Source organism: Planococcus citreus, from assembly GCF_003664125.1.
In the GTDB taxonomy this organism is placed as follows: domain Bacteria; phylum Bacillota; class Bacilli; order Bacillales_A; family Planococcaceae; genus Planococcus; species Planococcus citreus.
Genome location: NZ_RCCP01000001.1, coordinates 855,559 through 879,768 on the forward strand (window position 1 = coordinate 855,559; position 24,210 = coordinate 879,768).

Consider the following 24,210-nt stretch of genomic DNA (forward strand, 5'->3'; position numbering starts at 1 on the left):
TTTCATTCAAATCATTTCTCCATTCTTTTTACACATTTCACATTTATAGTAGATAAATAAATCGACAGAATGGAGGAAGGACTATGAAACTTGAAATCTTTCAGCCGACTATCGAACAAAAGCATGTATTTCAAAACTTGATGGAACTGTATCAATACGACTTCTCCGAGTTCGAATCCGAAGATGTTGATGAAAACGGTTTGTTTGGCTACAAGTACCTCGATTACTATTGGACAATCCCTACGCATTTCCCGTTCCTTATCAAAGTAGATGGAAACCTTGCCGGATTTGCATTGGTGCGCGAGATAGCATCTGAGGATTCAAGTTGTTCTTCCTATTTAAAGATATGCGAGTTTTTCATCATGAAGAAATATCGGAAAGAAGGGATCGGCAAGCAAGCCGCATTCCATATATTCGACTTGTTTCAAGGCGTCTGGGAAGTGGCTGAGCTCGAAACTAATCTTCCCGCACAGAAGTTTTGGCGAAAAACCATATCCGAATATACCAACAATGAGTTCGTGGAAATCCAACGCGATCATTGGCCTGGGCCAATTCAACGATTTGTTACCACGGAGTCTTTGCCTATTCAATCACTGGCTCTCTTACCATAAAGAGGAGTAGGCCATATCGCCTTCCTCCTCTCAGTATATAATCAGCCTTAACCTGAATGACTGCCAGCTGCCGCTATACCGCGTTGCAAAAATTTATGGCACATTTTTAGGAACTGCTTGTTTTTCTCCCGAAGAGCGTGTAGTATTACACTTGCTATTAAAGCGTAATTATTACACTTTGGAGGAATATAGATGAAAAAAATTGCTTTTCTTTTACTGGTCGTCCTGCTATTGGCTGCCTGCAGCCAACCCGAAAACGCTTCAGAAGAACCGACGGATGCTTCGTCGGAAGAAACGGCCGACACAACTGATGCGTCCGCCTCAGCGGAGCTCGATGTGTTCACGACAGCTTATCCGCTTGCTTACTTCACTGAAAGAATCGGCGGAGAACGTGTCAATGTCCAGTCGATTTACCCGCCCGGTTCCAATGAACACACGTTTGAACCGACACAGCAGGATATGGTGAAATTAGCAGAAGCTGACCTTCTTTTCTATATCGGTCTTGGCCTTGAAGGATTTATCGACAGTGCAGAAAATACATTGAGCGGTGAAGATGTAAAATTAATCGCTACGTCAAACGCCATTTCTGATGAAGAATTGGAATCCGGACAACTGCACGAAGAAGAAGCTGAGGACGCTCATTCAGAAGAAGAAACACAAGATGAACATGCTGACGAAGAAGGTCACGAGGAAGAAAGTGGCGCAGAAGACAGCCATGACGAACATGGCCACGGTTCAATCGATCCCCACGTATGGATTTCACCGGTCTTGAGCCAGAAGCTAGCTGAATCCATCAAAGATTCGCTTGTAGAAGCTGATACTGAGGGTGCTGAAATGTACGAGGAAAATTATGAGGAACTGGTTAGCGAACTACAGCAATTGGATGAATCCTATCAAGCATTAGCCAGCAGCACGGAAAACAAGACTTTCTTCGTCTCCCATGATGCTTTTGGTTATATTGCAGACACATACGGCTTTGAACAGGTCCCAGTTGCCGGATTGAATAGCCAAGATGAGCCTTCACAGAAAGAATTGACGGCCATCGTGGACTTGGCAAAAGAGAAGAACATCGAACACATTGCGTTTGAGCAAAACGTATCTTCCAAACTGGCTGAAGTGATTCAGAATGAAGTCGGGGCTGAAGCTGTCGAGCTTCACAACCTAAGCGTTCTCACTCCGGAAAATGAAGACAATGACGAAACTTACTTCACGTTGATGGAAAAGAACCTGAAAACCTTGGAAACAATGCTAAAATAACAAAAACACCGCGATAATGAATCGCGGTGTTTTTTGATGTCTGACTTATTTTCAATTGAGAGCTTAATGAAAAATGTTTATCGAATTTGAAATTATATTCATTGCCCTTGCAAGACGGGATGCTTATCTCGGTTCTTGGCTGCCTGTCCCTTTGATTCGTCCAGAAAATACTGCTCGTACCAAATGCAGAAGCTATAGATTGTCCAAATATACCGCGCATGATTTTCCTCATTTTTATAATGCCGTTCGAGGTACTCCAACAGTTTCTCTTGATTGAAAAACTCTTGGACATACTCTCGTTGGAAGGTCGAATAAATCATTTGATAAAACTTTTCTTCTCTCATCCAGTGGCGGATCGGCACGGGAAAACCTAACTTTTTCCGCTTTGCCCAGTCTTCCGGAAGATTCTTAAGCGCTGCTTCCCGTAAAGCGACTTTCGACTTGCCATAATCAACCCGCATGCTTTCCGGCAATTGCCTTGCCGTTTCGAATACTTTCTTGTCCAAGAAAGGCACACGCAACTCAATCGAATGAGCCATGCTCATCTTATCTGCTTTCAGTAGGATGGCCCGAGGCAGCCACAACTCCAAATCCAGCGCCTGCATTTTATCCGTTTCATTCCGGTAGTTCATTTTCGAATACTGCGGGTCCACCACTTCCTGGACGGAAGGGCCAGCCTGATAGTCGTCCTTCAAAATTCCAAGCGCATCTTTTTCACTCCACACAAGCGCATGGCCAATAAAGCGCTCTTCAATCGGCTGGATGGCTTTTTGGAAAAACTTCCGATACGGGTTCGATTGCGGCAAGGCATTCGATGCTTGTGCAAGCGTATATTGGATAGCTTTCGGCAATCGCCGGTACGAATTCAGCTTTTTAGAAGGCTGATACCATTCGTATCCCCCAAATAATTCATCCGCCCCTTCACCGGATAAAATAACGGTCACGTCTTTGCTGGCCATTTCATTCAAAAAGTACAATGGAATAATCGACGGATCGGAATGCGGCTCGTCCATATGCCATTGAATTTTGGGAAAGACGTCAAAACTTTCCTGCGCACTTACATACCGCTGCTCAATCTCGACTCCCAACTGTCCCGCTAACTCTACCGCTAGTTGGGTCTCATCAAACATGTCCTCATAATCTTCAAATCCCACGGTAAAGGATTTTTGCGGCTTCAGCAAAGAGGTGATGTAGCTCGAGTCGATTCCACCTGATAAAAAGGACCCCACCGGAACATCGCTCACCCTATGCGCATCGACAGATTCGGCGACAGCCTGCTGGATGTCTTCGATGTATTCCTCGTAACTTTTACGTTGTTCCTTAAATTCACGGGAGAAATAAGCGACAGTCCGGGTCTCTTCACCTTTTTCCATCACGAGATAAGTTCCTGGCTGCACACGGTATACGCCGTCAAAAAATGTCTCTTCCAGCACGGAGTACTGGAAAGTTAAATAGGGCTTCAAGGCCCGTTTGTTCAGCTTTTTCACAAACCCCGGGTGCTCCATGAATGATTTGATCTCAGAAGCGAACAAGAATGAGCCGTCGGAGATTTTTGTGTAATACAAAGGCTTAATGCCAAACGGATCCCTTGCTGCAATGAACTTTCCGTTCGGTTTATCCCAAATCAGGATCGCGAACATGCCGCGTAATTTCCCGATGATGTTCTCCCCGAAATGCACATAACCCTTTAACAGCACTTCTGTATCGGAAGTCGTTGAAAACTCGAACCCCAGTTCCATCAATTCTGCTCGGATTTCACGGTAATTGTAAATTTCCCCGTTAAAGACAAGGACCACCTCTTCAGCTTCCAAAGGCTGATTGGCAGCACTTCGTAAATCCAATATGCTCAATCTGGCGAATCCCAACCCAACTTGACCATCGCTGTACACTGATTGGTTATCCGGCCCGCGATGGACAATCGGGTCCAACATGGCACTCAGCACGATTTCGTCATTGGTTTCTGAAGAACCGGGAATAACCCCTATAAATCCACACATCCTACATCTCCTCATTTCCATTTCGTTATGCATGAGTATAGAAATGAATTATGGAGAAAATATGGAGAGAAAATGTGTCTTTTCAGCCAAAAACCTCAGTTCATTGTATCCTGATTATCGATACTGTATGGAAACTTTACAATAAAACGGGTCCCTTTGTCTTCCTCACTTTCCATTTGGATGGTTCCTGAAATTTGTTTGGCCAGTTCAGAGGCTATGGCCAAGCCAAGCCCCGTCCCACCGGTCGCACGGGATCGAGATTTGTCCACTCGGTAGAATCGGTCGAATATTAGAGACTGATCACTTTCCGGTATTCCTGCCCCTGTATCTTCGACAATGAACTCAATATGTTCCTCTCCCATCTCGACTTGCAGGCTGACCGATCCTTGTTCTGTATAATTGATTGCGTTCTCCAGGAGGTTCAACAAAATCTGTTCGAGCTTCATGCCATCCGTAAAGAATGCGCGGTCATTGCTATGCAACTGTACAGTTGCAGCCAGCCCTTTCTCTGCGGCTTTCAGTTTCATTTTCGCATGCAAGGTTTGGACAAAGTCTTCCATATCCACTTCTTGGATCTGAAGCGTGTATTCCCCTTCTTCCATTTTTGATAAAGCGAATAACTCCTGGATCAATTTCGCAAGTCTTGATGCTTCCCCCTCAATGACCGATGCATAACGGCCCAACTCTTCGGGTGTTTCGTACTTTCCTTGTTTAATAAGGTTTGCATAGCCAATCAGATAGGAAGTCGGGGTTCTCAATTCATGAGAAATATTCGCTAAAAATTCACTTCGGGTTTTCCGGTAATTATTAAGCTCCACACTTAAATCATTGATAGCGTTGCCTAAAGAGCCAAGTTCATCTTGGCTCTTCACTTCTACCCGTGTAGTTAAATTGCCTTTTGCGATTTCGCGTGTCGCTTTCTCCATACTGACCAGTGGCCTGGATAGATACCAAACAATGAAAAACGTATAACCTATTGCAATCAGGATTGTCGCCGCGATTGCCCGAAACATCCAGTCTCTTACGTTGTGCATCTTATTATGCAGTTCATCAATAGAAGAGAAAATCATTACTCCACCCTGAAAGGATTCATCGTCAAAAACTGGCGCTACGAAATAATAAAAATTTTCTTCAGTGTCTGAGTTGTAACGTTCGCCTTCTAAGGTCTCCCCTTTTTGCATCCGGGCGATCCATTCATCCGGGATATGGTTCCCTTCATTGAACTCCATGATATTGCCATGCGTTATATGACCACCCTGATTTAAAAAAATCACTTCATGTTCGAAGAAAAGATCCAAGTGATGATAAATTTCTTCAGGGGATTGATTTTTTTCTACCCATTCGACTTCCAAACTCTGGGCGAGAGACTTGACGTTATCGTTTAGATAAATGGAATAAACATTCAAGAATATTCGGTCGATCAAGAATGCAAACGGAATCAGGATACTCAAAAATAGGGCCATAATCAGCAAACCCAACTTTAATACAATCCCTTTACGCCTCATCTTCAGTTTCCTTCAAATCCACTTGATAACCTAAACCCCACACCGTTTTAATAACCGACACGTTTGGCTGTAGCTTCCTGAATTTCAGCCGGATATTCTTGATGTGCGAATCGATAGCCCGCACATCCCGGATTTCTGAGTAGTCCCATACCAAATCGAGTATTTCTTCGCGTGTAAAGATTTTGTTCGGTGACCCTGCGAGCAACTCAATGATGGCATGCTCTTTCGCTGTAAGCTCCATACTCCGTCCACAGAAAACTACTTGTTTATCCTGTTTATTGACCATTAATTTTTTACCTTTTAAAACAATTATCGAATCATTGGCTACGTTCTCTTTAACTTGAGCGCTCCTTCTCAACAAGGCATAGACGCGCGCTTTCAATTCCTCGAAATCGAAAGGCTTTACTAAATAATCATCTGCCCCGAGTTGAAGCCCTTTTACACGATCTTCAATCGCAGATCGGGCCGTCAACATAAGGATGGGTGTATTGGAGTTGCGCCTGATTTCTTTACACACTTCAAACCCGTTCGTGAAAGGAATCATGATATCCAATACCAATAGATCAAAAGATTGCTCTTTTGTTATCTGCAGCGTCTGTGCGCCATCGTAGGCAAATACCAAATCGAACTCGCTTTCAAGGTGAATTCGGATAAGGTCACACATCAACTTCTCATCTTCTACTACAAGAATACGCTTCATTTGCTTCTTCCTTTCCCAATAACACGGCGATCTTGATCTTTTGCACGAGAACCACAAACTATAATAATTACCCTGTTTTAAGCAGAGTGCGCAATTTTACCCAGAATAACATATATGTATGAGTACTATCCTATTTATTTAGTTTGGTGGTTGTGGCCTATCTGTTCATTATATACTCGGCCTTTCGCAAGTCAGCCTTATCTTTGGGATTTGTTATGGATTAAATCTGAAAATCCGTGAACTGAATTCGTAACACTGTGTGAGAAACATTGTCTCCACAAAAAAAGAGAAAATTGCTGCACCATAACTGGATCAGCTTCTTTTCCCTTGTTTGTTATTCGAGTTCATTCGCACATTATCAATCTGGTGATTAATTACTGACACTGACTCGTTGGCGAGAAGCGACAACTGTCCAATCAATAAACACTTTATTTATCAGTCTCATGCCCTTCTAATTCTCTTAAGCGTTCTCTATATTCCTCGGTATTGATTTCACCCCGGGCGTAACGCTCTTTTAACAAATCTGTTGCACCAGTTGAAGAAGGATTTCCACCTTCAGAAAAAGAGGTTTTTCTTATAAAATAGATTACCAATCCCACAAACAGGAAAATGAATAACAGAAATAATAATATCCAAAAGAACATAGTGCCCCAGGCCCCATCGTGCATTCCATAACCCCACATAATTGTTTCGCTCCTTTCATGATTTGTATTTCAATGCTCTTCTGTTTCTTTAAAAATCTTTCACTAAAATAATTGATTGTAATTATAGGGAAAGTGAAGAAGAAATCATGATATCCGCGCCCTTATTACTAGCCTCCCATCTCTCAGTATATCATTTTTAGCAATATTCTGATAATTGAAGAAGTGTTTCTTCACTAAAAACCTCTAGATTTTTTAACACAAACTTCAACTCAATAGCAACATGATATGTGAACCTTTATTCTGTCTAAAACCAGCATCGCTGTTATTGTGAAATTGGATTTCGAGAAAACTCAACGATTGGAAATTCCGGATTTTCCAACCCATCATAATGTTTTACAACAGCTTTTTCTTCTGCCGTTAGCTTGGTCGTTGAATTTTTCAAGTTTTGAATAACTGTATCGTCTTGCATATAAACTCCATACCAGTCTTCCTGATCTGCATCTTCCAATTCAATGGACACTGCCCTGTATTCTTCTTTCAGCTTGGCAAAAGAGTCTGCGATCGATTTCTTCGCCGCTTCTTCCCCAGAGCCTTCTGTTACCAAGTTGACCGTAATTAGGCTCTTATTAGCTCCTTCCTGTCTTTCCGTTTCAGTAAAGGCAGGGATGTTGTTTTCGTCTACTCCCATTTCGTCATAGACTGAATCACTACAAGCAGATAGAAGCAACACAGCTATAATTGAAACAGCAGTTAAACTGGTCTTTTGAATGAACATCCATTTTCTCTCCGTTTCCTCTATCTCTGGCACCTATTCCGCACAGAAGCTTTCACTTGAACTACGGATACAAGTCGATTTTGCTGACAAGATAGGCATCATTGTCACCTCTAAAAAATAAGATCGAATCCTTTTGCTATCTTTTTCAACACATCCATGTTACCTTTAGGAAGAGTTATTTTTGTTCGGTTTCAGATTGAGAATACATTTTGTTTTTCGTCTAAGGTATTTGAGCAAGGATAGTAACACATTGTGTGGAGATCCACACTAGGAGGCAACAATTATGGAACAAGGTACAGTGAAATGGTTTAATGCAGAAAAAGGTTTTGGTTTTATCGAGCGTGAAGCAGGAGATGACGTATTCGTACATTTCTCAGCTATCCAAAGCGACGGTTTCAAATCTTTAGACGAAGGTCAAACCGTAACATTTGATATCGAAGAAGGACAACGTGGCCTACAAGCTACTAACGTCACAAAAGCTTAATAATAGCTTTAGAGAGACCCTATATTATATAGGGTCTTTTTTTGTGCTTAAAAACTATCAGAGGGAATCAATTCAAATGCTGCTTCGCTGAGAGCGTAAAATATTGAGTCCTACCATAGCTATCACCACAACGGAAAGTAATAGGCCGAAAAAGGTATTAACATAGATTTGAAAAAACAATCCCAAGACAAGGTTGGTCAGCATTATAACAAATAGCGACCAAAATAATTGCTCATTTCTTTTCGTATAAAACGTTATAGCTCCACTCGCCATAGACAGCGCGAGAATCCCCCATATAATTGGATGCCAGATATAAATCCCCCACTTCTTATTAGTGTACGCAGAATGGCTTAACACTCTTTTCTTTAGCAATCACTCCAAATATTTAAGTTAAGAGAGAACCAAAAATTAATACTAAGGCAATAACTACTGTGTTAATTAAAGTAATAACAAAAGCACATATAGAAACAAGATTGCGCTTAATTTTGTTTGCAAGAAACAGGATTGAAAAAATCAACGTGATGGCTGCTCCAAATAAAATGAGATAGATCAGCAAACCGGCTACAACTTCTGACGATGCGTTGGCAATTGGGTCTAGGAAAATCATTAGCAAAGAAACAAGTATGCTTAACATAAGGTAGATAGTATTTATAGAGTTTTTAATCTCGAGACCTCCTTGAATTTAGCGATTTTATATTATCTTTATTATACATTTTTTCCAATTAAAAACATGTGATTTTTTCATTTTTCAAGTGAGACGAAATATGAGTGATCCTTGAAGCGGCAATAAGTGTTCCTAATTGCGAATTATACTGATTATTTTCTGTTGAGCATTTTCAGCTTCAGGAACCGGCATAACCACAAACACATGATTCATCTTAGGATATACAAAGGTTTGGATTTCAATTCCTTGCTCCGTTAATTTTTCGTCCAATTTAACTGCGTCTGGATATATGAGTTCATGTGTTCCGACAAATTGAGTAATCTTGCCGAGTCCAGTTAAATCTCCAAAAATCGGGCTAATCAAGGGATCCTCTAAGCTTTTATCATCGGACCAAATATTAGTGATCACGTCCATTCCCCCGGCCGATAACATCGGGTCCACTTTTTCGTATTTGGGGATAAGGGGATTATCAAGGGTTAGATCTACGGCTGGGGATAACAAAATGATATCCTTCGGTTGAGGCAAATCATCTACCTTTAACAGTTGGGCCAGCCCAAGCGCGATATTTCCTCCGGCTGAATCCCCCATCATGGTTAATTGCTTAGCACTCTCAACCGTCCGAAGCATTTCTTTGTACAGGCTTAACAGTTTCGGATATGTATGCTTGTAATTAAAATGAGGCACTTTTGGATAAATAGGCGCGATGATCTTTGCATTCACTGACTGTGCAATCTTATCCATCAGCTTCCAATGGAAAGATAAAGGCTGATTCGTCCACGCTCCGCCGTGCAAATACAGCACCACTTTCTGTTCCCGGGAATTCTGATTGTTTAAGGTGAACACCTGTATGTCTTCATACATCTCTTCTTTCAACGAGTTGGAAAAACTCATATTTTCAATCACATACGGTTTGATATTTTCAGTTCCTCTTTGCTGCACGAACTTTGTCGTGTTTTCTATACTGGAAAAGCCCTTCTTTGTTCCTCGTAAAACTAAGTATTTCTCTAGGATCCGACTCTTTACGGACCGTTTTCCCCCATAAGTTTGGATAACCATTTACTAGCCCCTCTCTAAATGACTTACCGACTCACTAGTATTCACTTCACTTTCTGTTTCCGAATCAAAAATATATTCAATCTGGATATGTTATTCTACCTCTATCAAGAAAGCATAATTTCCATCCCCCTGATTCCAGTCAGCTATTACATGATATACATATACGCCACTTTCATTAGGCGCTTTAATTCTTTCATTATTTATTTCAATAATTTTTGAATTGTTTTCATCAAGCCATTGCTCTAATCTCAGATTTTCGGGTTGATACCCTATCGGAAATTCAATTTCAATTTCGTCATTTTCGGACACTAAAGATGGGGTATGTGATTCTGTCATATCGATTGCAGAAGTATAAATGGTATCTACACACTGCGCAAGTAAAATGGCATCCCAGCAATATGAGCCTTGTGTTGTAGGAATTTCCCTCTCCCCTACTGAAATTTTTGGAGTCGGCGGTTCTAAACGAAATGGTTTAAATATAACTATTGCTATGAATAGAATTCCAACAACCATAAACACCGTCCTTTTTTTCATATTTCTCTTCCCCCTTTTGTACAATAATAGACGTTTATATTTTTACAAAGTAGCAGCATTCACTTTATTTTGAAAATTTCACCATCGACAAAACAGTGCTTATAACTACACAATCCTCGTTGATAAGGGATGAAAGTTATTAAATCAATCTTATTTTCTATCCATTTTTATTTAAATACTTCTGATGATTCCTCAAATGTAAACTCTGTTCGTACTATTCCCTTGATTTCAAGCCTAACAAGCTATTTAAAAAAGTTGAACATAGTTATTCACAGTGACAAAAGGACTTCCAATCATTTGGAAGTCCTTTGTGCTCTTTTTAATACTTTCATGTTGTTTCATGGATACGTTCAAACATTCGTGAAAGTATTTTTTAATAAGCAAAAGAAAAAGAAGAACCTCAATGCTAAAGCCCTTCCGACAAGTGATGATATGTAAACTAGTTAACCGCAAGATATATAGTCTAGTTTAAAAAATACAACAAGATGGACCCGATAAAATTAGGCAAAGCCATCAGTAAGATAGTGTTTGATAAGTTAAGTGCTTCATCTAATTTTATTATGGCTAAATTTCCAATAACAGGGGCAGTAGAGCTAATGAAACCTGTTTTCAAAAATCCTCCTATCAAGATGCCTGCGAGCCCTATTAGACCCGTCACGTTCATAGCAAGTTCGATGTTGTTTTGCATAACGAAAAAACTTACTATCAAAATAAAAATTAATAAGCCCAAAGATAATCGTTTCATAATCTCCCCCCTCTTATTATAATTTCCACAGATGTTTTAATAGCATGAGAAAATTTACTGACCAATAGTTCTGATTTAGAATCTAGCTTATGAAGTTTTCTAAAAGCAGAAATTTTGTCAAAAAATTTTTTCAAGAACTCTCATTACTAATGGATCTAATAAATACATTTAGTTCAGCGCATTGTTTTTAAGTATGCTGACAGCTGATCAAAGCTATTAACTTTATTGAATTTGAATTACTCCTTCTCAAGCGCTCGTAAAAGTACACTTTTACACTAAAAAAAGTGCGAGAAGATATGATTTACTTCTTCTCTCACTTTGATTGCTCTTTAGTTTTTCGTATATATATATGATAAACGGTACTAAACCCACTTCCACCTCCATATCCCCCACCAAAATTTAAACCCTTTGTTTTAAAATCAATTCCACTGCTTCTAAGTTCTTCTAACATAGAAAAATGTTGATCTAAATTAGCCGTTGTATTATACAATTCCCATCTCGTAAACAAGACTCTTTTCAAGAATTTAAACATCGACTACTCCTCCTTTGGAGTTCTATAAAACAATCATTCTATTTCACGAATTGAATCTACCATAAAATTCCTTAACTAAAGTTTAACAAAAATTCTTACTCCTTAACACGATAAAAAACCTAAGTAGAATAAAATCGTTCATAAAAGTACACATTTCCGAACGCTCTCAAAATAGCTTCATAAACCCAAAAAGGACGTTAGTAAATGTGTCAAAACACTTTACGAACATCCTTGAATTTCCTCATGCTTTTCCGAACACTTATGACTCTCCGCTATTCTACCGTTTAGCAACTTATTTCAGCTTGAAATCCAAGCTGCTATGGCCGAGAAGTTTTTCCCCGTCCTGCCATAAGTATTGAACTGAATATTGTTTCCCCAGCTTTTGTTCATTCACCTCAATAGTAACTGTAGAACTGTCCGTAGCCATGATTTCTTCACTCACTTCTTCTCCGTCACCATCAAACTCGAGCAATATAATTTCGCTTGGATTCGGCTCCATCCTTCCCCAGTCAATTACAATGCTGTCGCCCACTTCTGCATCTCCAGAATGAACGTCAGGCACCTCATAGCCGCTATCAGGAGTGCAATTGTTCCAACATACTTCAGAATAGGTGTGATCGAATGTCTCACCATTTGACTCAGCGGAACCTATTTTTGTAATCGAAGGCATTTCCATATATGTGTACTTCGGCAGCTGTCCGGCTTTCTGGCCTGGTGCTTCTTCGATAACGATATTTCCTACATATTGGGCTTCATCAGCTCGATCGATGAACTCCACTTCTAAAATATAATTCCCTTCGGTTTGCGGAAAGCGAAATTCTCTCGACTCGTTTAGTTCAAGCTTCGTTTCTTCTCCGTCTTTCCATAAAGAAGCCGTAATTGTTGGGTCTGTCCAAATGTCCCCGCCGTTCTCTTCATTCTCCTTGAAATCCAAAGAGGTCGGCTGGCTTGGCGAGACTGTAGTGACTTCCTGGGATAACCCAAACTCTTCGATATCGTCTATCGTTTCCATGACTTCTCCACTCGATGAACTCCAACTGATATTGGCTTCTGTTAATGGCATGGGCTCGCCCCGCAAACCATCATCTGCCAGTAAATAGGCTCTTGGAACGCCTACATCGTAATCCTCGGCAAAGCAGCCTGTCAGCATAAGAATTGATAGCAATACAGAAACGAGTATCATTACTTTTTTCACATAAAGCCACTCCTTGTTCATAACGATGTTAAACAATGTCGTTCAATTCTGCTTTACTATCACGCTGACATCTGCCCATTCATAAGCAAGTTCGGGTATTTGTTTGCCGGCGATTGTTATGTATTTTTCGTCGATGATTTTGCCGCCTAAATTTTCATAAAAGCCACTGGATTGATTCTCCTTGAGCACCCAAACGAGCATGGACTGAATGTCGCGATCCAACAGCTCCTTGCTTATTGCCTGCATCAGCAGTTTGCCGACACCTTGCCCTTGATAAGCTTTCAGGATATAGATGGAATATATCTCTCCGCCTACATCCGGGTAGTCACCGGAACGCTCCTTGCCGCCGTCTGCAAAGCCGATGACTTCTCCGGCTACATTTTCTGCTACGAACGCTGTCGAATTCTGCAAGTTGCGCTCCCATTGCTTCTCTCTTTCAACGTATTTCAACCCATCCAAATATTTGTCTGGGACAATATTGCGGTAAGTGGTAATCCAACTGTCGACATGGACTTTTGCTATTCCTCGGGCGTCCAAAACTCTCGCTCTTCTAATCATCATCCACTCACCCTTTCGGCGTAAACTTCATCACTGCGTTGAACAGGTCGGAAGTCGACTCCTGGAATCCCCGCTCCTCGCTCTTGAAGCTGTCGAGTAATGTATATCCGAAGACGAGCCCGGCGATTGTTTGTGCCGTAGTGCTGCTAAAAAGAAGCATGTCAATTTGAATATAGATTTCATCAGAAAAAATCAGGTTTCCGATAGGCAATAAAGGCAAAATAGATAACGCTAATACGATGAATGCCGGCACGCCGACCGCTAAAAATTTACTCCAATCGAAACCGCCGATCCGGCTTTCTTTTCTTTCCAGCATGAATTTGGGCGTACGCAATAATAAGCCGATGATAACTGGAAAAATAACAACGTAAATCCAGAGAGGTGTTGGGTTGAATGCTGCAGCTGCCCTCTCATCCAATACTTGTTGAAGCTGTAATCCTGCATACACAATAAAGATGATTGCGATGCTCCAGATGAAGTAATAGAAAAATCTTTTCATTTTCTTTTCCTCCTTAAATTAATTAGGTGGTATATATACTGTTAAAAATGGCAAAGCGTTTCGTTTTATTTCTAATCAAATGAATGCCAGCATAAAAATAAAAATGACAGCAATCGGAAAAATAATGAACAGCCAGTTCAAAGCCTGGAGAATCCATATACCTGATGGTTTCGGGCCCTCAGTCTTCCGGATATAGAGAAATGAAATGAGTCCGAAAACCGGCGTCATTAATTGCATGCCGCCGCCATAATTCGGGGGCGATGCGTCTAATAACTCTTCCATCAGAAATGAAAATAGTACGAGGTTGATGGCGAGCAACGCGAGTGGAATCACTAAATGAAATTGTTTCAACGTGTTCATCTTTCACCCCTCCTCAATAAAGCATAGGTCGAGCTCTGTACACTTTTAATTCCATAATTTAACTTTAACAGTTTTCTTCCAGAATCGATATACTCTTTATAGAGGTGGTTGCTGGTGAATTCTATTTCTATAAAGAAGATATTGAGTCCAGAGATTGCTGATTAAATTGAAGAAAGCTAGCTAAAACAAAACGAACCCCAAATGCGCGCCGTCTTACTGGCACTCATTTGGGGTTCCGTCATTTCTCTATTGTCATCCTTCAAACAAAGGGCTGACTGGCTTTTCATTGTGCACGTGCTCGATTGCTTCTGCAAGCAATGGCGCGATCGAGAGAATGGTGATTTTCGGGATGCGTTTTTCTTTCGGCACGTGGATTGTGTTCGTGACCACAAGTTCCGTCAACGCGGAGTCTTGGATGCGTTGAATGGAATCGCCAGACAATACGGCATGCGTACAGCAAGCGTAGACTGCTTTCGCGCCGTTTTCCACGAGCAGGTTCGCTGCGTCTGAAATAGTCTTCGCCGTATCGACGATGTCGACGATGATGACGGCGTTTTTGCCTTTGATGTCGCCGACGATGTTCATCGTCTCAGCTTCGCCTGGCATCTTGCGCTTGTCGATAAAGCCGATTGGGACGTCCAAGCGATCCGCAAGTCTGCGCGCTCTAGTCAATCCACCGTTGTCCGGTGCTACGACAATGGCATCTTCGAGGTTCTTATTGATGAAATGCTGGGACAGTTCGGTAATGCCGAGCAATTGGTCAACCGGGATATTGAAGAAGCCCTGTACTTGCGGTGCGTGGAAATCCATCGTGATGACGTGGTCCACCCCCGCTTTGACCAGCATATTTGCCACAAGTTTCGCCGTGATCGGTTCACGTGAACTCGCTTTCCGGTCCTGGCGTGCGTATCCGTAATACGGAATGACCGCTGTGATGGAGTCTGCGGATGCCCGCTTCAGCGCGTCGATCATGATCAATAATTCCATGACGTGCTCATGTCCTGGCTGCGATGTCGATTGGACGACGTAGACTTCCGCCCCGCGCACGCTTTCTTCGATATGGATTTGGATTTCCCCATCGCTAAAATGGGTGATGGAGTTTTTGCCCAGCTCACAGCCGAGGTGATCCGCGATCTCCTGAGCCAGTTCCTGGTTTGAATTCAATGAAAATAGCTTGAAGTTGTCTCTTAATTGATAAGCCACCGTTCAACTCCCCTTTCAGCAAATTATAAATTCGTAAATTGATAGCTGACTGTTTCCCATGAAATTCTGTTCATGCGGCTTGTATCAGTTGATTTCATGATAGCTCTTTCTGGGCGCAAATGCCACCAAAGATGGAGAATCGCGCCCTTGTTCACAGGCTTAGTAGAAAATCTGCCATAATATCGAGATTCCAAATTAAAATGATTAATCCGATGAGTGAAGCCGCCATCAACAAACTGATCAAACGGAAAGCCGCAAGTTGAAACCGTTCCGGAAAAAGTTTCTCGCTGCACCAGAACAGGAAGCTGAACAATAACCCGAAACTGAAAAGAGGGCCCTCTCCATACGAAAACACTTCCTCCAAGTCTCGTTTCTCTCCATCTTTCATTGGCTTGACGGCTACGTATATATTTTGAATCGCGATGCCAGCCAAAAGCACCGTTAGCGCAATTATTCCCCATAACGGCAAGTTTCATCTTCCCCTCATCCAATAGAATCGTTTGCCCAAAAATCTTTCGTATGACATGTAATTGTCTGATTCTTGAAACCATTTACTCATTATACCGTACAGTATGTTAAGGGAATTAACATTTTTTTCAGAAAACCATCTGAAGGTTCTTATGAAAAACGTACTCATCGTCTCACTTTCCATGCTTGTACTCGTACTTGGCAATTGGCTTGCAAGCTTTTTCATGCCGCTCGGGTTTTTGGACATCGCCATCCCGTTCGCAGGGCTTGCGGTCGTCATCGTGTTCTTTTTCAAATCGAGAGGCGGGATGGCCAGCCGCCAGTTGGATATGTCGATTCAAGGGGCGACCGGCATCCGGATGGAACAGAGTGCGCCTGTCTCCAATCGCTCCTATATTTTGATTGGCGCCATTTTGTATTTGGTGCTGATGGTCGGGATTACGTTTTTCGCCTACCGGGAGTATTTTTTAAATTAAGTGCGATGCGGTTATCATTTTGATTAAGGGGGGCGAATATGAAACGTTTATGGACTATTTTAACGAAATTTCTCTTCGGCGTGATCGGCATCATTTTAATCAGTGCTGCTCCAGCTTTATTCAATGGTAGTTCGTTTTTGGATTTTCGTTCATACGGAGAGGCTTTGCAAATGATTTTCACCGGGTTTACGACTGCTTCTGAGTGGACCTTGAGTTACCGCATTCCGGGTTCTCTTGAGACGATTCCGGTATCCTTCGAAAAGTTTTTAAGCGGCCCATATGTGTATTCGATGTCCATTTTCCTCATGGCACTGGCCTTAGCTTTCGTTTCAGCCTTTATCCTTTCCTTTGCCGTCTTATTATCGAAAGGCGCCTTGAAGCGCTCGATGCTGGAAATCATTAAGGTCCTTCAGTCTTTCCCTGACTTCGCCTACATATTCTTGATTCAAATCGGCGTCATCGCCATTTTTCAACAGACCGGTTTTTTGCTTCTTAGCTTTTACAGCTTAGGCGGCGAGGAAATTTACTTGGCGCCTGTCGTGTGTTTATCGGTCGTGCCTGCGGTATTGTTTTTGAAGTTGTTCATTTTATTGTATGAAGAAGAACAGCGGCACCCTTACGTCGAACTCGCGCGTTCCAAAGGATTGAGCCGTTTTGAGGTTCTGCGGAAGCATTGTACCTCCAATGTATTGAAAAGCGCGTTCTATCAATCCAAATCGATTGTATGGCTGGCGCTTTCTGCGTTATTGATCATCGAGCATTTATTCGGGGTCGAAGGCATCCTGTATTATTTGCGCAATGATTTCAGCCCGAAAGGCATTGCGTTCATTCTCTTGACGGTGTTCATCCCGCTCTATATTTTCTATGCGCTGGTAGAGTTATGGCTTGGTAAATACGAGATCGAGCGAAATGCGGTATTTAGCAAATTCAATTTGCGCCTTTTCGACTTGAACGAAATCCGGGCTGGTTTCCGTTCGCTTTTCGTCAATCGCCGGTCCGCTTCGACGCGCTTAGCAACTCTCAAAAATCCGCGCATTTTGATTCCTTCATTTATCGTGCTCGGCTTGTTCACAACGAGTGTCCTTTATGCCGTGTTCACAGGCGATGCCATCGCACAAACGAATTATCTATACGACGAAGAGGGCAGCATTGAAAGCAGCGCGCCGCATTCCCCTTCTGCAGAGATCCTGTTCGGAACCGACCCGTACGGCTATTCCATCGGCCAGCAATTATTGGTCGGCATGAAATACACCATTGTTCTGAGTTTATTGATTGCCGGCTTGCGCATCGTCTTTGGTTATCTATTCGGTGTGGTGTACACTTTTTTCTTTACCGACAAATTGCGGCATTTCGTCAATTCGATCGCAGAAGGCATGCATTTCTTGCCGCTGACTTTAGTGACCTATATTTTATTGCTGCCGGTCCTCATCAGTTACGGCCAATGGGAGCTAAGCTTATCGGAGCGTCTGCTCTTCCAGGCATTGATCATGTCACTCGTTGTTTTGCCAATCACCACAAGCGCCATCGGAAATGAAATGAACGACACCTTGAAAAAAGAGTATGTCATCAGTTCCGTCTTGATGGGCGGGTCGATGAGCTGGATCCTGTCAAAGCACATCCAGCCGGAGCTATGGCCAAAACTCGTGTTGATGTGGGTGCAGCACATCATTCAAGTGCTGCAGATGTTCGTTCACCTAGGGATCTTGAACATCTTTGTCGGCGGTGCTCTTGCCCAATCCGATTCGCCGCGGCTCATTCCGGAAATTTACGAGCTATCGGGGATGATCGCTATTTCCCGGGAAGTTTTCTCCACCAATCAATTCTGGATGATCCTTCCGCCTTTAGCCGTGTTCATGATCCTGATCTATTGCTTTATCACGATCGCTGAAGGGTTTACGCAGAAACAATTGCCTGTGGTTCAACCGGAAGTAGAAGATGCTCGGGATTCTGTGAAAAGTTCAGATTCAAGAACTTCTTTTACACGCATTCGCTATGCAGAAGCCAATAAAGAATGAACGGTTTACTTCATTGATAAAGGAGAATTGGATGCTATTTTCAAAATGGACTATTTGCCAAGCGGCTGCTTTGGCAGGCTTGATTGCGCTGGCTGTTGTGGCCGAATTCTATTCATTCAATATCGGAAACGCGCTCACGTCGGGTCCCATCAGTTCGATGCTGATCGTGCTGACTTTCATCTTGCTGAGCACGAGCTTGATCCATTTGTTTTTCGTTTTCCACAGCAAAAAAAGCGAGCGCTTCTTGTCACATCCTTTGTGGAACAAGATGAATGTGCTGTCGGGACTGCTGCTCGCAATTTTTGTCGTCGCGTTTATTTCAGCGGGGATGTTCACTTCTTTAAATGACTGGATTACGGATGGCCGCTGGATCTTATACGGGATTCTTTATTTATTTTTGTTCCTATACAGCCTGTTCGTGCTGTCGGCCGTGCACAAAGTAAAACATGATAGCGCGAAAGAAACGAAGATAGAAATCTCATTCGGCGCGACTGTCGTGAGCTTATGTGCATTGCTTTTCCTACTTTGATTCCAAAATAGCCTCCGCTCGAGACCGTTCATGGCTCGAACCGGAGGCTGTTTAATTTGAAGGAGGGCAGTTCTTTAGGGCCTTGCCGTTTTGGCATGATTCCGAGTTCAGCAACGAACATCATCAACAAGCAGTAGAACGCAGTCAAGCTAGCGGCATTGGCTGTACTAGCGGGTTGAGGAAACGAATAATTATAGACGGCTAAATTGACGATCAAGGCCACGACGAATCCTGCATAGGACAAAGTAAACAAGTGACTTCCAACGATTATTCGTTTATCGTTTGTCGAATCCCATGGCACCGACTTTGCAACAGCAATGGATTGTTTGATTTGCCCAAATGCGCCGTAAGCAAACCCTGCGATGATTAGTATCGGAACGAGATCCACCAACCATTCCATTTGAACACCTCCAAATTAAGAATTTTTAGTTTGTCCGTTGGGCTGCCCTGCGCAGCCATTTCTGGTTGTTGCGGTACGGGATTAGAAGTAGCGTCAAAAGCCCTGACAGCCCGAAGAAACCGGAGAACAAAGTGAGCCCAATCGTTGGCGAATTGAGCAACATAGCGCTCATCAACAGTAAGCCTACCGCCATCAGCGACAGGAAAATGATGTGCGTCGTTTTACGGTCTTTCAACAGCCAAGCCGATAGTTGGAAGATGATGAACAGGAATGAAGCCGCCATCAATAACGGAAACAGCGGCTCGAATTTCGCAGCGTAGACGAAATGGTCAATCACCAAGATGTCACTCGCCTCATTCACTGGCCCGTTCAGCCAAGTAGAAAATCCGGCTGAGTATTTCCATTCCCATGAAATATCGCGCAGTTGCCCGCCTTCATACCAACTGGCAAGTGTCGAAAAGATAAATACGAGAGAAGCGCCGATCAGGTAAATGATGTGTTTGAATTTCATGCAATTCCCCTTTCGCAATATTCATTGATGGTGTTCAGTGTTACAATTCGATACCTATATTTTTTAATTGTGCCTTCAAATCCCAGTTCTTCGGTTGTTCTTTTTCCATAAACCACTCTGCCCCGTTCGCCAACCATTCCGCTCGATAGGTATCAAATGTGTATCCCTGATCCAAATCATCGTAACCTGGTTGGAAAGCGCAACACGTGCAAATTAAGCTATAGTCAGGAATTCCATTTTTATATAGTGGTCCACGAAGTCTATAGAAACCGCAAACGGAACAAATATAGTACTTCCTTTTGAAGAGCATTGGTACCAGCCCCTTTTGCCATGATAGGTTCAGTCCGTCTGTACACGGTTAGCATTTTGCATTAAATATTTTCTAACTTGAATATTACCTGCGCTACTCTTTCGTAGAATTCTTTTCGAACAAAGCATCAATCTTTTCGCGGTCATATTCCAGTATCCAGTCATTATATTCTTCATACAAGAAGCGTATATCTTCTTTGTCCTTAGCAAGGATATCGCACCCTCGATCATCATATAAATGATAGATGATTTTTTTGGTCAGGTTAATAAAATAAATATCATATCCGCTTTCCTGCTGGTTCTTCAAGATAGTCGAGGGATGCTCGAAATCCTGATAGCAAAGAGCTTTTAATAGTTCTGGATAACGGATATCCCCTTTTTTTCCGGCGTAAACAAAGCGATAGACCAGTGAATCGTCCTCTCCAAACCCTTCCTCAATTTCCGTTAGTTTTTCCAACCTCAATTTATACAGATTCGGTCTTTGTTTTATATATTTCCGATAAATATTCAAAGGTTTTCTTTGCAGAAAATAATTATTCTTTTGTGTCAAAACCTTAGTTACAACTAATATGGCATCTTCAGGCTCTATTATTTCATCAAACAAAGTCAAGGCGCGCCGATGAGCCCCTTCGATAAAAGTTGGACAATCGTATGGGATATCTGGATTTGAAATTTGAAATCGAATGCCAATATCCCATGCATAAACTAATGCTGGGTTTAAAATAAGTCCTTTAAAGTTCTCGTTCAAAAATCTCTTTAAGTCAGCAGCCATATCATACCTCCTTAATTCCGCCTTCTGCATTTTAGTAGTTAATTTTTAGTTTCATAGTTGTACGTATGCTTCCAATATACTAGTAAGGCTAATCTATTTCTACATAATATTGGAAATAAATCAATTAGATACCCCAATTCAGCTATCTCAAAGAGGGAATTAACCAATTGAATAAGGTTTGTAAATTTCCATTCATAGGGACATATGTCCTTCCATCCTTTTACTATGCCCATTATCCTTAAGTTAACGAAAGGCGGTGGACCGGATGAAAGGAATTTTATTTGCTTTAGCGGGAGGGTTTTTCCTGACCTTCCAAAGCGTGGCGAACGCGACGATCAGCGACCAGATCGGTACGTGGCAAGCAGCGGCAATGACCCAGCTGACGGGCTTTGTACTTGGGATCTTGATCGTTTTGGCGCTAAGAGATACATCGATCAAACACTTGAAAAAAGTTTCTCCTCTATATGCCTCAGGCGGTTTGCTTGCGGCGTTCATCTTGTTCAGCAATATGACCGCCATCCATCGCATGGGCGTGACACTGACGATTAGCCTGTTCCTTATCGCGCAGCTGATCGCTGCGATCGTCATCGACGGCAAAGGCTGGTTCCATATGGCGAAGAAGAACGTCGGAAAAACGCAAATCGCTGGAGTGGTGCTGATGATTGGGGGCATTCTCATCTTGAAATGGTAAGGAGGAAAAACGATGCAGCCGATTAACGAGTATCTTCAACAGTATGGCTTGGCGGATTTGTTCCCCGCTGCCGTCGTCGATTCGATGCAGATCGAACGGTATGCGGCAGGACATCGATTGTTCTCACAAGGAGACGCTGCGGATAATTTGTACTTGCTCGTCGAAGGCAAGTTGAAAATTTCCATGTTGTCTCCAGAGGGCAAGCGGCTGATTTTGGCGTTCAAGACGCCTTTTGACATTGTCGGTGATATTGAATACGTGCAGAAATGCCCGTTCATCAATACGGTCGAAGCTGTCACCGATTTAGTATTGCTACGCGTCCCGCATAAAGCCCTGGATCATGAAATGAGCGGCAACGCCCTCTTCCAGCAGTTTTTATTGGAGACAATCACGCGCAAGTTCGTGACGAAAGCACAGGAATTGAACTTCAATTTGCTCTATGCTGTCGATGTGCGCGTAGCGAGTTATTTGCTCTCCATGACGCCGGATAAGCCGAGACTCGATTCGCCTTCACTCGTCGATATGGCGGACTTGATCGGCACGAGCTATCGCCATTTGAACCGGGTGCTCCAAAAATTCGAGCAGTCCGGCTGGATTCAGCGCAACAACGGCAAAATCGATTTGCTCGACCGGGGCGCTTTATTGGATCAGGCGGGCCATAATATATACGAATAGGAGGAAATCTCATGGTTGTTGGCATCATACTGGCACTCTCAGGTGGTGTTTTTGTCTGCCTGCAAAATATATTCAACGCGAATGTGAAACAACATGTCAGCGTCTGGGCGACGACGGCACTGGTGTTGTTTCTTGGATTTATCGGCTCGTTTGTCGTGGGCCTTGCTGTGAATGGGATGGGATTGTTTCGCTTCGAGGCAGAGCCGTGGTTTTGGTTCAGCGGCGTGCTTGGTGTCGGGGTCGTTGTCTGCGTCACCCAAGGCGTCCAGACATTGGGCCCGAGCCGTGCAATCTCGATTGTCATGGTGTCGCAAATTTTTTTCGGGTTGATGTGGGACACAGCGGGCTGGTTCGGGCTCGAGCAAGTTCCGTTCACTTGGCAATCGCTGCTTGGCGTGCTTTTGATCAGCGCGGGCATCTTGTTGTTCCAACTCGGACCTGTCTTGGAGCGAAAACCGTTTCTCCAACATCAGAAAGCTAAGCAAAGCACTTCGTCTTAAGGACGTGTTCTTCCCTCAACAAAATTTGTCTGCAATTCCAACATCAGACTTCGTGCATATTTTTTTCAACTGCTATATCATGTATGTATAATACTGCTAGTTTGAATTCATGAAGTTTATTTGACGCATGATTTTTCGTAAATGAAGCATTGTGCTATTAAGGAGAAGAAAAAATGTTCAAAAATGTTGAATTGCAGGATTTTTTGCTGGAGAAAACTAAGGGATTAACGGAACGATGGTACGAAACGCTCGATAAGAGTTCCGGTGGCGTCTACGCTGAAACCGAACCCCAAGCAATCGAAAAGCTAAAGCAGCAGAATTACGAGTTCCACGAGCTGTTCTGTTCGGCTTTCAGCAAGGATAAAAGCGATTGCATCGAAATTTTCAAGGAATGGATTTTACGCGTCGCCAATGATGAAGCGCATTTATCGACGCCGTTCAACTCGGTCATCAAAGAATTCTTCCGTACCCAGAAGCAATACTTGGAGCTGATCGAAGAATTCGCGGTATTGCAGGAAGAAACCATTTCGCACGCCCAGGTGAATGCGTGGAACCAAGCCGTGGTTGATACGACGAATGCCATCATTCTCGAGTTTATCGACCAGAACACGAAAGCGGCGGAACGCCGTTTGAATGCCCAGCAGGAAATGATCGTCGAAATGAGCGCCCCGGTCATCTTGCTTTCAAAAGACAGCGGATTGCTTCCGCTGATCGGCGAAATCAATACGTACCGTGCCAAAATCGTATTCGAGAAAGTCCTGCAGCAATGCCATGAGAAATCGATCGAGCGCCTGTTCATCGATCTTTCCGGAGTGCCGATCATCGATACGATGGTCGCCCACCAGATCTTCCAGCTGATCGAAGGCTTGAAAATCATCGGCGTGCGCACCGCACTTGCTGGCATCAGCCCAGAAATCGCACAGACCGCGATTCAATTAGGCGTCAATTTCGGCGAAATCGATGTCTACAATAAATTAGACCAGGCCTTGCGCTATCACAAATTGGAGTTTACGAAAAACTAAATTTCCCTAGAAGAAAATCCATCCGCGGCATACATCCGGATGGATTTCTTTTATGCTTATCGGTTTTCAGCGATGCGCTTTAATTCGGCAGCGCGCGTCGACAGGAATTTTCCCATATGGCGTTCGAGAAATAATTTATCGGCCAGTTTTCCAATGACCCCAAACGGCGCCCGGTAGACGAACCAGTCTTTCATCAACGTCCCGCTTCCGCTTTTGGTAAATTCATGTGTGTGGTGAAAGGAATGAAAAGCGCCTTTTACCATTGCATCGCTGAATCGGTACGGCCGCTCCATTTCAGTGATTTTTGACGTGAGCTTTTGGCGGACACCGAGATGCGTCGCTTCCCACGTAACCCAGTCGCCTAGTTCCATCAAACCGCTTGTCGTGCCGGCAATGGCGCATTCATTGGTGTTCGGGACGGTTTCGATATGCACTTCGATGCTTCTGGCCAAGTCAAATACGCGCTCAATCGGTGCTTCAATATACGTTTCATGATAGATCATGGGCATGTGATTCCCTCATT

General features: G+C 42.9%; 29 protein-coding genes. 10 read left to right on the forward strand and 19 right to left on the reverse strand.

The features are described 5' to 3' along the window. The first annotated feature begins 83 nt into the window (after nucleotides 1-83). Together DFR62_RS04290 and DFR62_RS04295 are read left to right on the forward strand one after the other, a co-directional pair. Complete coding sequence (locus tag DFR62_RS04290) at nucleotides 84-611, forward strand: GNAT family N-acetyltransferase (protein ID WP_121298221.1); 528 nt, start codon at nucleotides 84-86, stop codon at nucleotides 609-611. A 192-nt stretch (nucleotides 612-803) separates the two neighbouring features. After that, a complete protein-coding gene (locus DFR62_RS04295) occupies nucleotides 804-1,868 on the forward strand; it encodes a metal ABC transporter solute-binding protein, Zn/Mn family (RefSeq protein WP_121298222.1) in 1,065 nt (354 codons plus the stop codon). Between the two features lie 98 nt (nucleotides 1,869-1,966). Here DFR62_RS04295 and asnB read toward each other — a convergent pair whose 3' ends face one another. The 5 genes from asnB to DFR62_RS04320 form a co-directional block, all read right to left on the reverse strand. Continuing rightward, nucleotides 1,967-3,865: an asparagine synthase (glutamine-hydrolyzing) gene (gene asnB, locus DFR62_RS04300; protein ID WP_121298223.1), complete on the reverse strand. Its 1,899-nt coding sequence runs from the start codon at nucleotides 3,863-3,865 to the stop codon at nucleotides 1,967-1,969. A 95-nt stretch (nucleotides 3,866-3,960) separates the two neighbouring features. Further along, nucleotides 3,961-5,343 carry a HAMP domain-containing sensor histidine kinase gene (locus DFR62_RS04305; protein WP_167456516.1) on the reverse strand — a complete coding sequence of 461 codons (1,383 nt, stop codon included), beginning with the start codon at nucleotides 5,341-5,343 and terminating at the stop codon, nucleotides 3,961-3,963. 16 nt (nucleotides 5,344-5,359) lie between these two features. Next, nucleotides 5,360-6,070 carry a response regulator transcription factor gene (locus DFR62_RS04310; RefSeq protein WP_121298225.1) on the reverse strand — a complete coding sequence of 237 codons (711 nt, stop codon included), beginning with the start codon at nucleotides 6,068-6,070 and terminating at the stop codon, nucleotides 5,360-5,362. 428 nt (nucleotides 6,071-6,498) lie between these two features. Next, a complete protein-coding gene (locus DFR62_RS04315; RefSeq protein ID WP_121298226.1) occupies nucleotides 6,499-6,753 on the reverse strand; it encodes an SHOCT domain-containing protein in 255 nt (84 codons plus the stop codon). Nucleotides 6,754-7,036: 283 nt separating this feature from the next. Then, entirely contained in the window at nucleotides 7,037-7,489 is a 453-nt protein-coding gene (locus tag DFR62_RS04320; RefSeq protein WP_121298227.1) for a hypothetical protein, read from the reverse strand. A 283-nt stretch (nucleotides 7,490-7,772) separates the two neighbouring features. Between DFR62_RS04320 and DFR62_RS04325 the strand changes: the two genes are divergently transcribed. Next, complete coding sequence (locus DFR62_RS04325) at nucleotides 7,773-7,973, forward strand: cold-shock protein (RefSeq protein ID WP_058383049.1); 201 nt, start codon at nucleotides 7,773-7,775, stop codon at nucleotides 7,971-7,973. Nucleotides 7,974-8,769: 796 nt separating this feature from the next. Here DFR62_RS04325 and DFR62_RS04335 read toward each other — a convergent pair. From DFR62_RS04335 to DFR62_RS04380, 10 genes are all read right to left on the reverse strand, one after another. Further along, nucleotides 8,770-9,693 carry an alpha/beta hydrolase fold domain-containing protein gene (locus tag DFR62_RS04335; protein ID WP_121298229.1) on the reverse strand — a complete coding sequence of 308 codons (924 nt, stop codon included), beginning with the start codon at nucleotides 9,691-9,693 and terminating at the stop codon, nucleotides 8,770-8,772. Nucleotides 9,694-9,783: 90 nt separating this feature from the next. Then, nucleotides 9,784-10,227 (reverse strand): hypothetical protein, encoded by a 444-nt coding sequence (locus DFR62_RS04340; protein WP_121298230.1) that lies wholly within the window; start codon nucleotides 10,225-10,227, stop codon nucleotides 9,784-9,786. Between the two features lie 463 nt (nucleotides 10,228-10,690). Continuing rightward, nucleotides 10,691-10,972: a hypothetical protein gene (locus DFR62_RS04345; protein WP_121298231.1), complete on the reverse strand. Its 282-nt coding sequence runs from the start codon at nucleotides 10,970-10,972 to the stop codon at nucleotides 10,691-10,693. 313 nt (nucleotides 10,973-11,285) lie between these two features. After that, a complete protein-coding gene (locus tag DFR62_RS04350; protein WP_121298232.1) occupies nucleotides 11,286-11,504 on the reverse strand; it encodes a hypothetical protein in 219 nt (72 codons plus the stop codon). A 292-nt stretch (nucleotides 11,505-11,796) separates the two neighbouring features. Further along, nucleotides 11,797-12,699 carry an EexN family lipoprotein gene (locus DFR62_RS17465; RefSeq protein WP_175578542.1) on the reverse strand — a complete coding sequence of 301 codons (903 nt, stop codon included), beginning with the start codon at nucleotides 12,697-12,699 and terminating at the stop codon, nucleotides 11,797-11,799. A 42-nt stretch (nucleotides 12,700-12,741) separates the two neighbouring features. Further along, the gene (locus tag DFR62_RS04360) at nucleotides 12,742-13,236 is read right to left on the reverse strand and encodes a GNAT family N-acetyltransferase (RefSeq protein ID WP_241663157.1); all 495 of its coding nucleotides are present in this window, start codon (nucleotides 13,234-13,236) and stop codon (nucleotides 12,742-12,744) included. Nucleotides 13,237-13,264: 28 nt separating this feature from the next. Continuing rightward, nucleotides 13,265-13,756 (reverse strand): hypothetical protein, encoded by a 492-nt coding sequence (locus tag DFR62_RS04365; protein ID WP_121298234.1) that lies wholly within the window; start codon nucleotides 13,754-13,756, stop codon nucleotides 13,265-13,267. Between the two features lie 75 nt (nucleotides 13,757-13,831). Then, nucleotides 13,832-14,116 carry a hypothetical protein gene (locus DFR62_RS04370; protein ID WP_121298235.1) on the reverse strand — a complete coding sequence of 95 codons (285 nt, stop codon included), beginning with the start codon at nucleotides 14,114-14,116 and terminating at the stop codon, nucleotides 13,832-13,834. Nucleotides 14,117-14,368: 252 nt separating this feature from the next. Next, nucleotides 14,369-15,319, reverse strand: a complete 951-nt coding sequence (locus tag DFR62_RS04375; RefSeq protein WP_121298236.1) for a ribose-phosphate diphosphokinase — start codon at nucleotides 15,317-15,319, stop codon at nucleotides 14,369-14,371. Nucleotides 15,320-15,342: 23 nt separating this feature from the next. Further along, nucleotides 15,343-15,795, reverse strand: coding sequence for a hypothetical protein (locus tag DFR62_RS04380; RefSeq protein WP_135449606.1), 453 nt, complete (start codon nucleotides 15,793-15,795; stop codon nucleotides 15,343-15,345). A 144-nt stretch (nucleotides 15,796-15,939) separates the two neighbouring features. Between DFR62_RS04380 and DFR62_RS04385 the strand changes: the two genes are divergently transcribed. From DFR62_RS04385 to DFR62_RS04395, 3 genes are read left to right on the forward strand one after another with little or no spacing between them, the layout of a single operon-like run. Next, a complete protein-coding gene (locus DFR62_RS04385) occupies nucleotides 15,940-16,263 on the forward strand; it encodes a hypothetical protein (protein WP_121298238.1) in 324 nt (107 codons plus the stop codon). Between the two features lie 38 nt (nucleotides 16,264-16,301). Next, nucleotides 16,302-18,278: an ABC transporter permease subunit gene (locus DFR62_RS04390; protein WP_121298239.1), complete on the forward strand. Its 1,977-nt coding sequence runs from the start codon at nucleotides 16,302-16,304 to the stop codon at nucleotides 18,276-18,278. Between the two features lie 31 nt (nucleotides 18,279-18,309). Beyond that, entirely contained in the window at nucleotides 18,310-18,807 is a 498-nt protein-coding gene (locus DFR62_RS04395; RefSeq protein ID WP_121298240.1) for a hypothetical protein, read from the forward strand. 28 nt (nucleotides 18,808-18,835) lie between these two features. Here DFR62_RS04395 and DFR62_RS04400 read toward each other — a convergent pair whose 3' ends face one another. The 3 genes from DFR62_RS04400 to DFR62_RS04415 all read right to left on the reverse strand — a co-directional run bounded on the left by DFR62_RS04400 (nucleotide 18,836) and on the right by DFR62_RS04415 (nucleotide 20,799). Next, on the reverse strand, nucleotides 18,836-19,207 hold the full coding sequence (locus DFR62_RS04400; RefSeq protein WP_121298241.1) for a hypothetical protein: 372 nt from the start codon (nucleotides 19,205-19,207) through the stop codon (nucleotides 18,836-18,838). Nucleotides 19,208-19,232: 25 nt separating this feature from the next. Further along, complete coding sequence (locus DFR62_RS04405; protein WP_121298242.1) at nucleotides 19,233-19,718, reverse strand: DUF4306 domain-containing protein; 486 nt, start codon at nucleotides 19,716-19,718, stop codon at nucleotides 19,233-19,235. A gap of 403 nt (nucleotides 19,719-20,121) precedes the next feature. Further along, the gene (locus tag DFR62_RS04415) at nucleotides 20,122-20,799 is read right to left on the reverse strand and encodes a DUF3885 domain-containing protein (protein WP_121298244.1); all 678 of its coding nucleotides are present in this window, start codon (nucleotides 20,797-20,799) and stop codon (nucleotides 20,122-20,124) included. A 265-nt stretch (nucleotides 20,800-21,064) separates the two neighbouring features. On the opposite strand from DFR62_RS04415, the gene DFR62_RS04420 reads away from it, so the two are divergent. The 4 genes from DFR62_RS04420 to DFR62_RS04435 all read left to right on the forward strand — a co-directional run bounded on the left by DFR62_RS04420 (nucleotide 21,065) and on the right by DFR62_RS04435 (nucleotide 23,687). Then, nucleotides 21,065-21,490 (forward strand): DMT family transporter, encoded by a 426-nt coding sequence (locus DFR62_RS04420; protein WP_121298245.1) that lies wholly within the window; start codon nucleotides 21,065-21,067, stop codon nucleotides 21,488-21,490. 12 nt (nucleotides 21,491-21,502) lie between these two features. Further along, entirely contained in the window at nucleotides 21,503-22,165 is a 663-nt protein-coding gene (locus DFR62_RS04425; protein WP_121298246.1) for a Crp/Fnr family transcriptional regulator, read from the forward strand. 11 nt (nucleotides 22,166-22,176) lie between these two features. Then, nucleotides 22,177-22,665, forward strand: coding sequence for a DMT family transporter (locus tag DFR62_RS04430; RefSeq protein ID WP_121298247.1), 489 nt, complete (start codon nucleotides 22,177-22,179; stop codon nucleotides 22,663-22,665). 173 nt (nucleotides 22,666-22,838) lie between these two features. Continuing rightward, the gene (locus tag DFR62_RS04435; RefSeq protein ID WP_121298248.1) at nucleotides 22,839-23,687 is read left to right on the forward strand and encodes an STAS domain-containing protein; all 849 of its coding nucleotides are present in this window, start codon (nucleotides 22,839-22,841) and stop codon (nucleotides 23,685-23,687) included. Nucleotides 23,688-23,743: 56 nt separating this feature from the next. On the opposite strand, the gene DFR62_RS04440 is transcribed toward DFR62_RS04435, so the two are convergent. Next, nucleotides 23,744-24,196 (reverse strand): SRPBCC family protein, encoded by a 453-nt coding sequence (locus DFR62_RS04440; protein WP_121298249.1) that lies wholly within the window; start codon nucleotides 24,194-24,196, stop codon nucleotides 23,744-23,746. Nucleotides 24,197-24,210 lie beyond the last annotated feature (14 nt).

Bases quoted from the DNA above. Each gene is read 5' to 3' on its own strand.
- DFR62_RS04365 (WP_121298234.1), bottom strand. From the start codon at position 13,756: ATGAAAAGATTTTTCTATTACTTCATCTGGAGCATCGCAATCATCTTT.
- DFR62_RS04310 (WP_121298225.1), bottom strand. From the start codon at position 6,070: ATGAAGCGTATTCTTGTAGTAGAAGATGAGAAGTTGATGTGTGACCTT.
- DFR62_RS04320 (WP_121298227.1), bottom strand. From the start codon at position 7,489: ATGTTCATTCAAAAGACCAGTTTAACTGCTGTTTCAATTATAGCTGTG.
- DFR62_RS04395 (WP_121298240.1), top strand. From the start codon at position 18,310: ATGCTATTTTCAAAATGGACTATTTGCCAAGCGGCTGCTTTGGCAGGC.
- DFR62_RS04295 (WP_121298222.1), top strand. From the start codon at position 804: ATGAAAAAAATTGCTTTTCTTTTACTGGTCGTCCTGCTATTGGCTGCC.
- DFR62_RS04350 (WP_121298232.1), bottom strand. From the start codon at position 11,504: ATGTTTAAATTCTTGAAAAGAGTCTTGTTTACGAGATGGGAATTGTAT.
- DFR62_RS04385 (WP_121298238.1), top strand. From the start codon at position 15,940: ATGAAAAACGTACTCATCGTCTCACTTTCCATGCTTGTACTCGTACTT.
- DFR62_RS04290 (WP_121298221.1), top strand. From the start codon at position 84: ATGAAACTTGAAATCTTTCAGCCGACTATCGAACAAAAGCATGTATTT.
- DFR62_RS04415 (WP_121298244.1), bottom strand. From the start codon at position 20,799: ATGGCTGCTGACTTAAAGAGATTTTTGAACGAGAACTTTAAAGGACTT.
- DFR62_RS04380 (WP_135449606.1), bottom strand. From the start codon at position 15,795: ATGAAACTTGCCGTTATGGGGAATAATTGCGCTAACGGTGCTTTTGGC.
- DFR62_RS04440 (WP_121298249.1), bottom strand. From the start codon at position 24,196: ATGCCCATGATCTATCATGAAACGTATATTGAAGCACCGATTGAGCGC.
- DFR62_RS04430 (WP_121298247.1), top strand. From the start codon at position 22,177: ATGGTTGTTGGCATCATACTGGCACTCTCAGGTGGTGTTTTTGTCTGC.
- DFR62_RS04420 (WP_121298245.1), top strand. From the start codon at position 21,065: ATGAAAGGAATTTTATTTGCTTTAGCGGGAGGGTTTTTCCTGACCTTC.
- DFR62_RS04435 (WP_121298248.1), top strand. From the start codon at position 22,839: ATGTTCAAAAATGTTGAATTGCAGGATTTTTTGCTGGAGAAAACTAAG.
- DFR62_RS04325 (WP_058383049.1), top strand. From the start codon at position 7,773: ATGGAACAAGGTACAGTGAAATGGTTTAATGCAGAAAAAGGTTTTGGT.
- DFR62_RS04390 (WP_121298239.1), top strand. From the start codon at position 16,302: ATGAAACGTTTATGGACTATTTTAACGAAATTTCTCTTCGGCGTGATC.
- DFR62_RS04335 (WP_121298229.1), bottom strand. From the start codon at position 9,693: ATGGTTATCCAAACTTATGGGGGAAAACGGTCCGTAAAGAGTCGGATC.
- DFR62_RS04370 (WP_121298235.1), bottom strand. From the start codon at position 14,116: ATGAACACGTTGAAACAATTTCATTTAGTGATTCCACTCGCGTTGCTC.
- DFR62_RS04340 (WP_121298230.1), bottom strand. From the start codon at position 10,227: ATGAAAAAAAGGACGGTGTTTATGGTTGTTGGAATTCTATTCATAGCA.
- DFR62_RS04315 (WP_121298226.1), bottom strand. From the start codon at position 6,753: ATGTGGGGTTATGGAATGCACGATGGGGCCTGGGGCACTATGTTCTTT.
- DFR62_RS04345 (WP_121298231.1), bottom strand. From the start codon at position 10,972: ATGAAACGATTATCTTTGGGCTTATTAATTTTTATTTTGATAGTAAGT.
- DFR62_RS04400 (WP_121298241.1), bottom strand. From the start codon at position 19,207: ATGGAATGGTTGGTGGATCTCGTTCCGATACTAATCATCGCAGGGTTT.
- DFR62_RS04425 (WP_121298246.1), top strand. From the start codon at position 21,503: ATGCAGCCGATTAACGAGTATCTTCAACAGTATGGCTTGGCGGATTTG.
- asnB (WP_121298223.1), bottom strand. From the start codon at position 3,865: ATGTGTGGATTTATAGGGGTTATTCCCGGTTCTTCAGAAACCAATGAC.
- DFR62_RS04405 (WP_121298242.1), bottom strand. From the start codon at position 19,718: ATGAAATTCAAACACATCATTTACCTGATCGGCGCTTCTCTCGTATTT.